We start from the raw sequence: 14,349 nt of genomic DNA, 5'->3' as shown, positions 1-14,349 counted from the left end.
GCTTATGCGGTTTATCGCTTTACTTATAAAATCCTCAATGCCCATATTTCTGGTATCCAGTATATCCAGTGCATTGACGGGACTGTGTTCAACTTTTTTAATTAAAACAATACATCAGGCGGTTACGTCTGCTGATTTCACCTTAGATCAGTTTCTGTGGAATTTCGGTTTATTTGCTTTGGGGTATATGATTTTTGCCTTCATAGCTTCTTACTCAGTATCAAAACTCATCCAATCGATTGTCCATAAACTTCGTGAAGATCTCTCCCGCAAAATCCTGAAAGCTTCTTTTGAATCGGTTGAAAAAAAACAGCCGAAGCTTCTGGCAATACTTACGGAAGACATCAAAACAATTGCCTACTCGCTTGACAGACTCCCCGGTGTAACAACCGGTATCGCTACTGTTTTGGGGATTGTAGCCTACCTTGTGTTTTATTCTCCAATCCTTACCGTTGCAACAATTGTACTATTCGCCCTGGTCTTTCTATTTACGAAAGTCACCTTACCATTCGTTAAAAAATATTCTGACCTGGCCCGTGAACAACTCAACGATTTGTACCAGCATTTTGAAGGCTTAGTATTTGGAATAAAAGAACTCACTTTGAATAAAGATTTCAAAGAATCTTACCTGAATAAGGAGATTATTCCTACGAGCAGGATACAGAACCTGCATGCCCTGAAAGAAAATGTTATCGCTTCTTTTTCCAATCGTATGACGGATATCGTATTGCTTATGGGTTTGGGGGGAATGATAATCGCTATATATAAAACCGGTTTTGTTGATCTGGAGTTTTTTGGGCGTTACCTGACACTCGTTTTGTTTACGCTGGCCCCTTTATCCACTGCAAGTGGTTTTTTAAGCAATTTGAAACGTATCGAAACCGCACTGGAGCAAATAGAATCGATTGGCCTCACTATGGAAAATACCGATGGCTCTATAAATGAAATTACATTAGATGACACAAAAACCGGGCTACCCCAAATTGAGTTAGAAGCAGTAGTACATCAGTATCTCAATGATGATGGAGGGAAAGTATTTGAGCTTGGGCCGATTGACTTAAAAATTAATCAAGGTGAAGTAATCTTTCTTGTAGGGGGAAACGGTTCCGGTAAAACCACTCTTGCAAAAATTATTACAGGCTTATATAAACCGGTGGGTGGCAATCTTAAGTATTATGGTCAGCCTGTTAACGACCGAAACCTGAAACACTACCGTTCACATTTTGCTACCGTTTTTTCAGATTCCTATGTATTTGATCACCTTCATCATATCTCTGTAGGAAAAGTTGACAGAGAAGGTGACTATTTGATTGAATTGCTGGAACTAACTGATAAAGTTTCTATCGTTGAAAACAGATTCACCACAAAAAAGCTTTCGGACGGCCAACGTAAAAGGCTCTCATTAATTCAGGCCATACTCGAGGATAAAGATATATATCTACTGGATGAATGGGCTGCTCATCAGGACCCTCACTTCAAGACTATCTTCTATAACAAGATTATTCCCTTCCTTATCGAAAAAGGGAAAACCGTTATCGTAATTACTCATGATGACCGGTATTTTGATACCGCGGATCGTGTGGTGAAAATGCAAGATGGGAAAATTGCAGCAAAAGACTCACTCGTTACTAAATAGAACATAAGCCTTGGGGACGAATCCTAACTATATTATTTCTGCTGCAGATGAAAGATACTTCCGGAGTTTCCTTCAACTCTACCATTCTTACATTCAAACAGAAGAGTTTAATAACAGTGGATTTATATTTTATGACATCGGCTTGAATAGCGAACAGAGAGTCTATCTGAAAGAACTACAATCAAAAAGCAGTCATAATTTCATCTCTCATAAGTTTGGTTTTGAGAACTATCCTGAGTTCGTGAAACTGAAATACAAAACTTATTCCTGGAAGCCAATCATTATACAAGAGGTTATTAATCAAAAAGAAGCAAATATCCTGTGGCTCGATAGTGCCAATATTATCCTCAAGAACCTGAAGTCGATATGGAATGTGATATCTGAAACCGGCAGTTATGTCCCGTTCAGCGGTTCGGGTACGCTTGATGAGTGGACGGTTCAGGAGACCTTAGATTACATGAACGTTCCTCAGCATTGGTACGGGAAACGTAATCGTGCCGGTAATACCTGTGGGTTTTCGCATTCCAATAAAGTGATTAAAGAGGTTATTGAAAAGTGGAGAGAGTTGGCATTAATTAAAGAGTGCATTAAGCCGGAAGGCGCTAATCGAAGCAATCATCGTGATGATCAATCCCTGCTTTCCATTTTACTAATGGAAGCCGCTGAAAAGGATAACCTCACCCTCACAGATGACGAAGTTGACATCAGTTCATGGAATCCGACTTCATTTATTAGCGTCAGAAATTTCGTTTCACCAAGTATTCCCGAAAGCCTGAACGTACTAACCATTCCTTACTTCAAGGTAGTCCGCCAAATTGATATGCTCATTAACCGCCTTTTCTGATATGGATGGCATGATATACATACCGATTTTAGTGGTTTTTGCCTTGATGGGATTATCAGTATGGATCTACAACTATCTGTCAGGAAAAAACCTGATAAAAGACTTTGTGCATTTCATCAGGTTGAACTCAAAGTCACTAAAGGAATGGGACCGCTATCACTCCGATCTTTCCAAAAGTAATGACATCGTAATTTCCTTTACTACCATTCCGGAAAGAATTGATAAGCTGGATCTTACTCTGAAAAGTTTGTTGTATCAAAACACGAAACCGGCAAGCATTAATATTTATCTCCCATATCGGAGTTTCAGAAATAATAAGCCTTATAACGTTCCTACTCATTTAAATGAGTTGAGTAACATTCACATTCACCGGGTTGAGGTGGATTACGGGCCGGCCACAAAATTTATTCACGCATTGGCTCAGTTTCCGGAAAAACAGCATATTTTAGTAGTGGATGATGACAACATCTATCCGCCCAATTATGTGGAACAGTTTGAACAGGCTTCCCGCCATCATCCTGAAAAAATATTAGCTGCCAGTGGATGGAGAGTACCCGATGATCTCATCGACAAACCGACCACCCTGAAGTCAAATATCTTTAAAATTCCACCCACCCCGATACCCGGAACTCGAGTAAATAAGCCATATCCCATAGATGTTATACAAGGGTATTCTGGTTATCTTTTAAAACCCGAGTTTTTCAATTTAAATGAACTTCAGGATTATTCCTCAGCTCCGAAAGCGTTAAGGTTTGTGGATGATGTTTGGATAAGTGCACACGCATTGGTCCCAAAAATTGTATTCCCAATGCATAGATTTTGTTATTCACCTTTTTTTAAGCGCCAGGATTTCAGTTCCAGCAGCCTTGCTAAAATCAATAACTGGAACAAACCTAAAAACGAAGACCGTAATAACACCATTGGCATTAAATACTTTGAAGAGAGATGGTTAAACTTCCAAGACAACAAATCAGGGTAACTACTCTTTAATATTGATATAAACGGGCTATCATTCTAACCTGACTTAAACATTTTTCGAAACTCATATGTCAAACAACTATTCAACCAAATATCGAGTACTAAAAACTACTACGTACCTATTCACGATATTTTTGTCCCTTACATTACTTTCCGGTGTTTCAGCTCAGACAATTATTCTTGACCAACAAGACCTGCTCGATAATTACGAAAACTCCTGCTACGATGACCACATAAGCTTTTTCCCTTCGATTGCTTGTACTGATGATATCAAAGGCTATTTCAATGTTTTGCCATTTTACACAAACACCGTTTATAATTCTGAATATGCCAGAGGCTTGAACGATGGTCCTGCCTGGCAAGGTAAAGGAGTGAATTTTACTACAGCTTTTGGTTTTTCCGGAAGGTGGGGAAATCTCACTTACGTTTTTAACCCTATCATTCAATACAACCAGAACCTCCCATTTAATACCGGTGTGCAATACACTAGTCGTAATAATCCATACCAGTATCCTTTTGATGACATTGATTATGTAATTAGATACGGAGAAAGTTCAGATGTAAAACTCTATCCTGGTCAAAGCGAAGTTGCACTGTCTCTTAATAAAATAAAGTTTTCACTGTCCACCCAAAATATGCGCTGGGGTCCTGCTATTTATAACCCCATTCTTATGAGCACTAACGCAGGTGGCTTTCCTCACTTCAGGATTGGAACCAGTGAAGTTTTGGAAACCTCTATAGGTGACATTGATGGCCAAATTATTTGGGGGTTAATTGATGAGTCTGAATACTATAATGACGACCCTGAAGATGACCAACGATATTTAACGGGGATTACTTTAGGATACAGCCCTCATTTCTTTAAAGAATTTTCTGTAACCGTTCACCGTGTATTATATACTCAAACCCGATATCTCACTGGTTTCTTTGATAATGGGTTAGCCGTTTTTTCTGGTGTGATATCTCCCGATAAAGGCAAGACCATAAATGGCCGGTATTTCGCCAATGATGTCTATGATCAAATGATGACCCTTTCTTTGAAGTATTTAAACACTGATGACCGTTTCAGTTTATACTGGGAATGGGGATGGGGTGATTTCGCTGCCGGAATTTCAAACTTCCTCGAGCATCCAGATGATTACGGTGCATTCACTATAGGATTTTGGAAAGAATTTACCCTATCCAATGATAACAGATTTCGCTTACTCTTTGAGCACTCGGCTCTTGCTGCTTGGGATCTCCGATATACTGCCGGATATGGTGCGCCTTCTTTCTACACTCATGGAGTAAATAAGCAAGGGTACACCAAGAACGGTCAAATTATTGGGGCGTCGATAGGGCCCGGTGGGAATTCAGATGAAATAAGACTTACTTACTTCTGGGAAGAAACCTCTTTATCCCTGGAATATCAGCGCACCCGATTTAACGATGATTACTTTTTAACTCAGGTGGCTGGAGATCAGAAAAGACCCTTTGATCTGGAACATCACGTAGGCTTTCAATACACCAGCAAACAATTCAACAAGCTTACATTTAATGCTGCCTTTTTTACCGGGATTAGAAATAACTACCTGTATCAAGACCCTATTTTAAAAGTAAATATACACTCGAAGGTCGCATTTAGATATCATTTCTAAATAGTGAATGACCTAAGAAGCAGTGTATAAAATAAGATCTTTAAATCACCCCAACTCATCCACAAAATCCAGCTTCTCCCAGGGGAATTCTTCTCTTCCGAAGTGTCCGTAGGCGGCTGTTTTACGGTAGATTGGGCTTTTAAGGTTGAAGCGTTTGATAATCCCTTGTGGAGTGCAGTCAAAGGTTTTGGCTACTTTATCGGCCAGTTCAACATCGCTCATTTTACCGGTACCGTAGGTGTGTACATTTATGGATACCGGCTCAACCACGCCGATGGCATAGGCAAGCTGTACAAGACATTCTTCAGCCAGGCCGGCAGCTACAATGTTTTTGGCGATATGCCGGGATGCATAGGCTGCACTACGATCCACCTTCGATGGATCTTTCCCGGAAAAAGCCCCGCCGCCATGGGCTCCTCGTCCGCCATAGGTATCCACGATGATTTTTCGGCCAGTCAAGCCAGTATCACCGTGCGGACCTCCAATTACAAACTTCCCGGTTGGGTTTACATGATAAATCGTTTGATCATCCACCAACTCCACGGGTATTACATTCCCAATCAGGTGTTTTTTAATGTCGGACTGAATCTGAGCCTGCTCCACACCCGCATCATGCTGGGTTGAAAGTACAATCGTATGAATGCGGGCCGGCTTTCCGTTTTCGTCATACTCAATGGTAACCTGGCTTTTACTGTCCGGACCCAGGTAATTCATCTTATCCGTTTGTTTACGGATTTTTGCCAGTTCCTTCAGCAAGTTGTGTGAGTACTGGAGCGGCATGGGCATAAACTCCGGGGTTTCTTTAGTCGCATAACCAAACATCATGCCCTGATCACCGGCTCCGTCTCTATCTACCCCCTGGGCGATATCAGGACTTTGATTATGGATGGTGGAAAGCACACCACAACTCTCTGAATCAAATCGGTAGGAAGCTTTAGTGTACCCAATTTCACGTATTACCTCCCTTACAATTTCCTGCACATCAATATATGACTCAGTGGTCACCTCACCGGAAACCACAGCCAAGCCGGTGGTCACAAGGGTTTCAACAGCAACACGGGATTCAGGGTCGTCAGCGAGGAGAGCATCTAAAATGGCGTCTGAAATTTGATCGGCTACTTTATCCGGATGTCCTTCGGATACAGACTCAGAGGTAAAAAGATTTTTCATGCGTAAACTAAATTCTTTGAAATAATAAGGTGCTTTCGGTTAGGAAAATGTGATGTTTGGGAATCTCCCCGCTTCACAAAGGCTGCAAAGTTAAAAAGATTTGACGAGAAAAAAGCTATGTATATCGACTTTCATTTCTTTTTCTACTCAAGCCTCTCGGATATCATTCCAGGATCTCTTCTACAATCAAGTATGGCGTGAACATATACTAAGTCCTCATTCATTTTATAGTAAATCGCAAATGGGAACCGCTTAGCAAACATGCAATGGTAACTTCCAAACTTTTTGGGATGTACTCCGGCATATAACATTAGTGAATCTATGTCTTAATAAAGGGCATCAAGAAAGTAGTCTCCCAGGCCCTGTTCCTGACTTTCATAGAAGTAAAACCCATTTACTAAGTCTGATTTGGCTGAATCCAGAATCAGAATCTTCATGATATCTGTCTTCTAATGTCCTCTTTGGCTTTCTTCCAATCTGTAAATGAATCTTTTCCCTCTTTAAGCGCCTGCTCTCTATTATCCAACACATTCTTATGCCAAACAGGAGGAGTATAATCAGCTTCTTTACTAATATCTTTCCATAGATCTTCCATTAGCAGAAGCTTTTCTTTCTGTGTAAGGTGTTCTATAACGATTTGATTACCCATGATGCAAGAATTTAACAGAATGCACTAATTAAACAAATCACGGTCGGTCTTAGAAGGATCAACATTCAAATACTGATACGCTTTCTTCGTGCCAATCCGGCCTTTGGGGGTTCGTTGCAAAAAACCTTCTTTAATCAGGAAAGGTTCATATACCTCTTCAATCGTACCTTTATCCTCTCCAACGGCTACGCCCAGCGTACTTAAACCGACCGGACCTCCATCGTAATTTTCGATGATTGCTTTCAGAATCCGGATGTCCATTTCATCCAGTCCGTTGTTATCTACATCAAGAGCGTTGAGGGCTTTATCTGCAATTTTGTCGTCTATGGTATCCAAACTTTCCACCTGCGCAAAATCCCGGGTGCGGCGGAGCAGCTTATTGACGATACGTGGAGTTCCGCGGCTTCTTCGGGCAATTTCATGAGCGCCGGCTTCGGTTATTCCCATCCCCATAATGTCTGCCGTTCGGAGGGCAATTCGCTGAAGCAATTCTACATCGTAATAATCCAGTCGCATGTCGATACCGAAACGTGCGCGGAGTGGGGCCGTCAACAGTCCTTTACGGGTTGTTGCCCCAACCAGTGTAAAATGGTTTAGCTCAATCTGAATACTGCGTGCGTTGGGCCCGGAGTCAATCACTATATCCAGCTTATAGTCTTCCATAGCTGAATACAAATATTCTTCGATCACCGGGTTCAGCCGGTGAATTTCATCAATGAAAAGCACATCCCCTTCATCCAGATTCGTGAGCATGCCTGCCAGATCTCCCGGCTTTTCAAGTACTGGTCCAGTGGTGGGGCGAATTTTGACACCCATTTCATTCGCAATAATATAGGAAAGCGTGGTTTTTCCCAGCCCCGGTGGACCAGAAAGAATGACGTGATCCAGCGCATCGCCCCGCTGTTTAGCTGCCTTTATAAAAACTGAAAGATTAGAAATGGCCTTTTTCTGGCCAATAAATTCCTGAAGCGATCCCGGACGAACCGTCTGTTCAAATGCTTCTTCTTTTTCTTCAGGATTTAATAGTGGATTATTCACGTTATAGAGATAGTCTAATTGTTAACGCTAAGTTTACAGAATTATACTTAGTTTTATAGCGAATTGCGCATGCTAATTAATGAATGCCCTTTATGAAAAAGACGTCCTTATCGCCCGATGAAGTTAACTTCGACCCATCGGTTACAGAAAAATCGAAGATTGCCAAGAAAAGGGCCAATCCCAAAAAGAACGAAATCCTTAAACAGAAAGGTATGCATAAGGATTTGCGATCCAGCAACCTGAAAATTTTCGGGAGCGATTACTTTTTCAATTACGAGTTGAGCTGGCTAAAATTCAACGAGCGTGTGCTGGCCGAAGCCCAAAATGACAAGAATAAAATCCTGGAGCGGGTAAAGTTTCTTTCTATCGTCTGCTCTAACCTTGATGAGTTTTTCCAAAAGCGGGTAGGTGGACTCAAACGACAGTTGCTGGCCGGAGTCAAAGAATTATCAGTAGATGGCATGACCCCTTCCGATCAGCTTAAATCGGTTCGGCATGAAGTACAGAATATGATTGAAGCTTATCGGAGCTGTTTTTTTGAGGATCTCGTTCCCAAACTTTCCCAGAAAGGTATTCAGATAAAATCCTATTCCGACCTCACCGACTATCAGCAAAGCGTAAGCGACCGGTATTTTCAAAAACAGGTTTACCCAATCGTTACCCCGCTGGCGGTTGATGAATCCCACCCCTTTCCATTCATCTCGAACAAGAGCCTCTCTTTTGCTATCGAGTTGGTAAACCCCAGAACCAAAGAAAAATCGTTTGCCCGACTTAAGATTCCTGCTAACAGGAATCGTTTTGTGCAGGTGCACCGAAAAGGAAACAAGGTGATTCTTGTGCCTATCGAGGATATCATCCGCGAGAAAATGGATCATTTTTTCCCGGGAATGAAGGTGCTTTCCGCGCACATGTTTCGGGTAACCCGGAATGCCTCTGTTGACCGCAATGAGGAAGAAGCCGAAGATCTGCTTGAGACCATTGAGGATGAGCTGAGAGAACGAAAGTTTGCCGAAATTGTGCGGCTCGAAATTGATGCCGAGATGCCCAAACATCTGAAAAAATATCTCATCAAAAACCTGAACATCAACTGGCAGGATGTGTATGAGATGAAAGGAACGATCGGTCTGGCTGATTCTATGGAAATAGCCAAGCTCAGTGGGTTCAACAGACTTAAAGAGCGGGTATGGACTCCGGTTTTACATCCTTCCCTCAAACATAACCCTGAAGAAGAGATCCCTAGCATTTTTGAGGTCATCAAGAAAGGTGATTTTATGGTACACCATCCCTACCACAGTTTTGAACTTTCAACGCAGCGGTTTGTAGAAGAGGCAGCACGAGACCCCAAAGTACTTGCCATAAAACAAACTTTATACAGAACCTCGAAAGACTCTCCATTAATGCACTCCCTGATGAATGCCGCTGAGGAGGGAAAACAGGTTGCTGTATTGGTTGAAATTAAAGCCCGGTTTGATGAAGAACGAAACATCAATTGGGCACAAAAGCTGGAGAACTTTGGTGTGCACGTGGCCTATGGCATTCCCGGGTTAAAAATTCACACCAAGCTCACCATGGTTGTTCGTGAAGAAAGCGACGGCCTCAGAACCTATTGCCACATCGGAACCGGGAACTACCACCCTGACACGGCTCAACTCTATGAAGATCTGGCTCTTTTCACCTGTGATGAAAAACTCTGTTCCGATGTTACCGACATCTTCAACCTGCTAACAGGCTACGCTCCCGAACAAACTTTTGAAAAGTTATTGGTTGCTCCCAACCATATGCGTAAGCAGATGAACGAACTGATTGAAAAAGAGGTGAAAGAAGCACGGAAAGGGAATCCTGCTCGTATCATCGCCAAAATGAACAGTCTGGAAGACCCGATGATTATCCAAAAGCTGTATGAAGCCTCTCAGATTGGGGTTAAAATAGATCTGATTGTCCGTGGAGTCTGCCGACTTGTTCCGGGTAAAGCAGGAATGAGTGAGAACATAACCGTACACTCTATCATTGGACGGTACCTGGAGCATTCCCGTGTCTACTATTTCCACCATGGTGGGGAGCATAAGTACTTTATCGGTTCAGCTGACTGGATGCACCGCAACCTGGATGCCCGTGTGGAAGCCATTACCCCTATCGAGAAAACCGAGTTAAAAAAATACCTGCAGTTTGTGATCAATATCTATTTTAATGATAACAAGCAGCGATGGCTATTAATGGAAGACGGAAGCTATCAGCGGGCTCAAAAAGAAAAAGGCGATTCCAAGCTGAGTGCTCATGATTTCCTGATGAATCATATGAAGGAAGGAGCCGAACCTATTCCTCAGGTACACAGTGAGTAATTGCTGGAAATTACTCTAACTGCTGGGCATCAAAGCCTTCGTAGTCTGAACTGCCAAGGTCGTCGTTAAGCTTCTTCAGCAAACGGAAAGCCGGCTGACGAAACATGCCATCCAGTTGATAGGCTTCGAATACTGCTTTTTGAGCTTCCTCGAGTTCTCCTACATTCACAAGGGCATTGCCCATATACCAATACGCTTTTTCGAGAATCATGCGGCTGTCTTCAACCCGTTCTGCCGCTTCCCGGAATGCAGAGATTGCCTCTTCGTAATTAGATTCGTTGTAAAGTATAATCCCTTTATTGAGATATGCTTTCGATCCATAGGGCTCTTCATCAAATCGGTTTATAACCTCATCAAACAGCTCAAGTGCGCGGTCTTCGTTTCCTGAGACGATGGCTTCAAAGCCGAGGTTCAGGAGAGAATCTGCTGTGGTAATGCGCATGTCTTTAGCCCGAACACCATCTGACGTTTCCACCTGATCGGGTCCGATTTGATTAATTACAAACTGGTCGATCTGAGTTGGAGTTTCTATCCTGAATATTTGCACCAAAGCAATGATCACAAAAACGGCCGCTGCCGCTACATGCCAGGTGTAAGAAGGAAGTTTCCTGATGGTAGCCGACCCTGAATCCGGTTTTGAGTTTAATGCTTCACGTTCAATCAGTTCTTTTACGTTTACCTCAACTTCAAGAACATCCAACAGTTCCGGGTTTTTCGCGAACTCATTCCACAGAGCCTGAATCTCTTCCTCCGAAAGTTGCCCTTTTATGTAGGCATCTATCTGCTGTCTAATTTCTGTTTCTCTCGAATTTTCCATACTAAAGCTTTTCTATTACTTCAGAATGTATTCTATAAATACATTCTGATCTCACATAGTTAGAGCGATGAAAAAGCAATTCCTTACAGTTAAAGTTTAATTTTTTTTTCGAAGCATTCTTTGAGCACATTTATCACCCGGTGTTTCTTGGTCCAGGCATTGTTCACAGAGATATTAAAATGATCGGCAACCACCGAAGTTTCGTAGTCAGGATTCTGAAACCAATATTCAATGTATTTTTTATAATCAGCCTTTAACGACTCCATACAGCGTTTCAGGATGTTCATTTTCTCATTATCGAGCAATCGGTTAAGCTGATCGGCCTTGTCTGAATGGTGCTCGGGAAGGTCCTCATAATTGACCTCACGGTCTTTGGAAAGCTGCTTAAAATACTCGTGTTTGGCCGTGGTAAACAGGTAGTTTATTACCGCATCCGGGTTCGAAATCTTGTCTTCGCGAATTTTTTCTATGGCAATCAGGAGCGTATTTTGTGCGCAGTCCTGAGCATCATGAACTGTGGCATCCAGGCGTACCATCAAAAACTTAATAAGCACCGGAGTGATTACATTCACCTGTTCCGTGATTGCAGCCTCATTGTTTTCCAGTATGGCATCTACAAATTTCGAATAATCCATGCCCTTATTTTTGCCTAAATTAAGTGAATGCTAAAATAACATTCACCAACCAAAAGAAAATAAAGAAATTTAGTTTCTAACAGTGTAGTTTTAAGGTATGTATCGCGTACAGCTCAACAACTTTGAAGGCCCGCTCGACCTGCTCCTTTTCTTTATCAAAAAGGACGAACTCGATATTTACAATATCCCTATCTCCTACATCACCAAGCAATTCCTGGATTACATTCATATGCTGGAAGAACTGGACCTGGATGTAGCCAGTGAATTTATTTTGATGGCCAGTATGCTGATGTCAATCAAAGCCAAAATGATGCTCCCTCGGGAAGACTCTGACGATGAAGAAATGGATGAGTCTGATCCGCGATATGAACTGGTGCAACGGCTGCTGGAATACAAACGATACAAGGAAATGTCGGAAAAAATGGCCGACATGGACGAAGAAGTCCGCAAACAGTTTATGCGCGGATACCCGGAAGCCGACGATGTGGAACAACAGGCCACCGGAGAAGCTTTGCAGGACGTAACTATGTTTGACCTGATCGCCGCCTTCAAAAAAGTACTACAGGATATTGAGCGAAAGAACATTGTTCACCACGTTGAAAAAGTAAGCACTACCGTTGAAGAACAAGCCGAATTTGTACTGAACCGCTTACAAGAGCACGGCCGGCAAACCTTTATGGAAATCTGTTCAACCCTGAAGAACAAAATCTATGTGGTTGTGACTTTCCTGGCAGTTCTGGAAATGATTAAGGAGCAACAAATCAACCTGTTTCTCGAAGAAGACCCTACGAAATTTTATATCGACCTAAAGCCGGTGGATGAAATCATCGGCGCTAACTAAACCTGATTACCTTAATGACTAATAAAGCACTACTTTTTTTACTCGCATTATCCCTTTCTGCATGCAGTATTTTCAAGAAAGGACCTGACACACCTCCTCCAACCATTTATTCGTTTTCTGAAGAAATCACCAAAGATCGCTTATACAACGACCTGGCCGTATTGGCCCACGACTCTCTTCAGGGAAGGGAAACCGGAACCATTGGTGAAGAAAAAGCCGCACGCTATTTGTCCAAGCGATATGCGGAAATAGGACTGAAACCTGTAGGTGACGATAACTCCTATTTTCAACACTACGAACTTACCCAACCTGCCGTTGAAGAGGTTACCTACCGCCTTGCTGATGGTGATGAAGTAGTTGACAATTCAACTCATAACGCACAAGAAATCGGAAACTTTGTTACGCTTTTTGGCGGTAGTGACACCGTAAGCGGGCCTGTTGTTTTTGCAGGCGCCGGCATGTATAACGAAGCGGAAGGCATCAATCACTTTCCGGAAGATGTATCCGGTAAATGGTTGTTTGTGCTGTATGAGCGCTCTAACACCAACATGCAATACTTGCAAAGAGCACTTACATCTGGTGGCGCGGTAGGTACCATCCTGATTGTAGGAACCGACACCACCGACTTTCTTCAGGAAGCAAAAACACGCCAGAATTATTTTGGGCGCGGACAAGGACTGAACCTCAAGTATTTGCAGGAAGATGATGGCAGTACGGCTCCGGCATTCAACCGTGTTCACCCTGAACTGGGAGCCCGGATGCTTGGACTTGAAAACCTGGAGGCCTTAGCCGAAACACAAAGAAAAATTCTCGAAGAGCCTGCCTCTTTCCAAGCCAAGCCTTTGGAAGGACAAACGTTATACCACAATCCTGTTGTGAATGAGAATACGGTTCATACCAAAAACGTGGTTGCTTTACTGGAAGGAAGCGACCCGGAGCTGAAGAATGAAGTGGTAGTACTTAGCGCACACTACGATCACGTTGGTGTTGGTCAGCCCGATTCAACCGGAGATAACATTTACAACGGCGCCGATGACGACGGAAGTGGAACCGTAGCTACGCTGCATACCGCACAAGCCATGGCTGAGGCAAAAGCCGCCGGTGTTGGGCCAAAAAGAAGTGTTTTATTTTTGAGTGTATCCGGTGAGGAAAAAGGACTCTTAGGTTCCCGCTATTATTCCGACCACCCTATTTTCTCCATCGAGAATACGGTGGCGAACATTAACATTGACATGATTGGAAGGGTTGATCCTGAACACCAAAACAGTGACAGCAGCTATGTGTACATCATTGGTGGGAAAATTATTTCCTCACAAATGGACAGCCTTACTCAAATGGCCAATGTGATGGGGCCAAACCTGGTACTTAGCGACCGATATAATGATCTTGAAGATCCAAACCAGTTTTATCGCAGAAGTGACCACTGGAACTTTGGGCGACTTGGAGTGCCTTTTGTGTTTTTCTTTAACGGAACGCACGAAGATTATCACCGCCCGCAGGATCACATCGAAAAAATTACATTCGAGCCTTATTTAAAGCGCACAAAACTCGTTTATAACCTTACTGCTCTTTTAGCCAACTCCCCGGATCGCCCACAGGTTGACAACCAGGAGTTCATCGAAAAGACACAGGTTGATCCTCGGTAGAACAAAGAACATCCAACACCAACCTTCGATCTTTTCTGCTCTAACGCAGAGCGATTGGAGCAAGGTAAGAGAACTTCAAACTTGAGCCTTTTTTGTTCGAAGTTAGATATTGAGTTTAA

General features: G+C 42.7%; 12 protein-coding genes and 1 pseudogene. 7 read left to right on the top strand and 6 right to left on the bottom strand.

Going from position 1 to position 14,349, the window contains the following annotated elements:
- The first annotated feature begins 4 nt into the window (after positions 1–4).
- The 4 genes from JJ941_RS09755 (at position 5) to JJ941_RS09740 (ending at position 5,095) form a co-directional block, all read left to right on the top strand.
- Positions 5–1,636, top strand: a complete 1,632-nt coding sequence (locus tag JJ941_RS09755; protein ID WP_290964437.1) for a cyclic peptide export ABC transporter — start codon at positions 5–7, stop codon at positions 1,634–1,636.
- Between the two features lie 10 nt (positions 1,637–1,646).
- The gene (locus JJ941_RS09750; RefSeq protein WP_290964434.1) at positions 1,647–2,480 is read left to right on the top strand and encodes a DUF1647 domain-containing protein; all 834 of its coding nucleotides are present in this window, start codon (positions 1,647–1,649) and stop codon (positions 2,478–2,480) included.
- Positions 2,481–2,490: 10 nt separating this feature from the next.
- Positions 2,491–3,459 carry a hypothetical protein gene (locus JJ941_RS09745; protein WP_290964432.1) on the top strand — a complete coding sequence of 323 codons (969 nt, stop codon included), beginning with the start codon at positions 2,491–2,493 and terminating at the stop codon, positions 3,457–3,459.
- 133 nt (positions 3,460–3,592) lie between these two features.
- Positions 3,593–5,095 carry a capsule assembly Wzi family protein gene (locus JJ941_RS09740; protein WP_290964430.1) on the top strand — a complete coding sequence of 501 codons (1,503 nt, stop codon included), beginning with the start codon at positions 3,593–3,595 and terminating at the stop codon, positions 5,093–5,095.
- 45 nt (positions 5,096–5,140) lie between these two features.
- On the opposite strand, the gene metK is transcribed toward JJ941_RS09740, so the two are convergent.
- The 4 genes and pseudogenes from metK to ruvB all read right to left on the bottom strand — a co-directional run bounded on the left by metK (position 5,141) and on the right by ruvB (position 7,952).
- On the bottom strand, positions 5,141–6,265 hold the full coding sequence (metK, locus tag JJ941_RS09735; protein ID WP_290964427.1) for a methionine adenosyltransferase: 1,125 nt from the start codon (positions 6,263–6,265) through the stop codon (positions 5,141–5,143).
- Between the two features lie 143 nt (positions 6,266–6,408).
- Positions 6,409–6,702: pseudogene (locus JJ941_RS15310) on the bottom strand (type II toxin-antitoxin system RelE/ParE family toxin).
- Positions 6,699–6,914, bottom strand: a complete 216-nt coding sequence (locus JJ941_RS09730) for an addiction module protein (RefSeq protein ID WP_290964425.1) — start codon at positions 6,912–6,914, stop codon at positions 6,699–6,701. The pseudogene JJ941_RS15310 and the gene JJ941_RS09730 overlap by 4 nt, the downstream one beginning before the upstream one ends.
- A 24-nt stretch (positions 6,915–6,938) precedes the next feature.
- Positions 6,939–7,952, bottom strand: a complete 1,014-nt coding sequence (gene ruvB / locus JJ941_RS09725; RefSeq protein ID WP_255133875.1) for a Holliday junction branch migration DNA helicase RuvB — start codon at positions 7,950–7,952, stop codon at positions 6,939–6,941.
- 92 nt (positions 7,953–8,044) lie between these two features.
- Between ruvB and ppk1 the strand changes: the two genes are divergently transcribed.
- Entirely contained in the window at positions 8,045–10,291 is a 2,247-nt protein-coding gene (ppk1, locus tag JJ941_RS09720) for a polyphosphate kinase 1 (RefSeq protein WP_290964422.1), read from the top strand.
- Between the two features lie 10 nt (positions 10,292–10,301).
- Here the strand turns inward: ppk1 and JJ941_RS09715 are convergent, their stop codons facing one another.
- Together JJ941_RS09715 and JJ941_RS09710 are read right to left on the bottom strand one after the other, a co-directional pair.
- The gene (locus JJ941_RS09715; RefSeq protein WP_290964419.1) at positions 10,302–11,108 is read right to left on the bottom strand and encodes a tetratricopeptide repeat protein; all 807 of its coding nucleotides are present in this window, start codon (positions 11,106–11,108) and stop codon (positions 10,302–10,304) included.
- An 89-nt stretch (positions 11,109–11,197) separates the two neighbouring features.
- Positions 11,198–11,743 (bottom strand): sigma-70 family RNA polymerase sigma factor, encoded by a 546-nt coding sequence (locus JJ941_RS09710; protein ID WP_290964416.1) that lies wholly within the window; start codon positions 11,741–11,743, stop codon positions 11,198–11,200.
- Between the two features lie 97 nt (positions 11,744–11,840).
- Between JJ941_RS09710 and JJ941_RS09705 the strand changes: the two genes are divergently transcribed.
- Both JJ941_RS09705 and JJ941_RS09700 read left to right on the top strand, forming a co-directional pair.
- The gene (locus JJ941_RS09705; protein ID WP_290964413.1) at positions 11,841–12,584 is read left to right on the top strand and encodes a segregation/condensation protein A; all 744 of its coding nucleotides are present in this window, start codon (positions 11,841–11,843) and stop codon (positions 12,582–12,584) included.
- 14 nt (positions 12,585–12,598) lie between these two features.
- Positions 12,599–14,230, top strand: coding sequence for a M28 family peptidase (locus JJ941_RS09700; protein ID WP_290964410.1), 1,632 nt, complete (start codon positions 12,599–12,601; stop codon positions 14,228–14,230).
- Positions 14,231–14,349 lie beyond the last annotated feature (119 nt).

The sequence above is a fragment of the Gracilimonas sp. genome, assembly GCF_017641085.1.
Classification (GTDB): domain Bacteria; phylum Bacteroidota; class Rhodothermia; order Balneolales; family Balneolaceae; genus Gracilimonas.
This window is presented reverse-complemented; position numbering and strand designations above follow the sequence as displayed.

Coding starts and splice junctions, on each gene's coding strand:
- JJ941_RS09755 (WP_290964437.1), top strand. CDS start 5: ATGCGGTTTATCGCTTTACTTATAAAATCCTCAATGCCCATATTTCTG.
- JJ941_RS09745 (WP_290964432.1), top strand. CDS start 2,491: ATGATATACATACCGATTTTAGTGGTTTTTGCCTTGATGGGATTATCA.
- metK (WP_290964427.1), bottom strand. CDS start 6,265: ATGAAAAATCTTTTTACCTCTGAGTCTGTATCCGAAGGACATCCGGAT.
- JJ941_RS09730 (WP_290964425.1), bottom strand. CDS start 6,914: ATGGGTAATCAAATCGTTATAGAACACCTTACACAGAAAGAAAAGCTT.
- ppk1 (WP_290964422.1), top strand. CDS start 8,045: ATGAAAAAGACGTCCTTATCGCCCGATGAAGTTAACTTCGACCCATCG.
- JJ941_RS09715 (WP_290964419.1), bottom strand. CDS start 11,108: ATGGAAAATTCGAGAGAAACAGAAATTAGACAGCAGATAGATGCCTAC.
- JJ941_RS09710 (WP_290964416.1), bottom strand. CDS start 11,743: ATGGATTATTCGAAATTTGTAGATGCCATACTGGAAAACAATGAGGCT.
- JJ941_RS09705 (WP_290964413.1), top strand. CDS start 11,841: ATGTATCGCGTACAGCTCAACAACTTTGAAGGCCCGCTCGACCTGCTC.
- JJ941_RS09700 (WP_290964410.1), top strand. CDS start 12,599: ATGACTAATAAAGCACTACTTTTTTTACTCGCATTATCCCTTTCTGCA.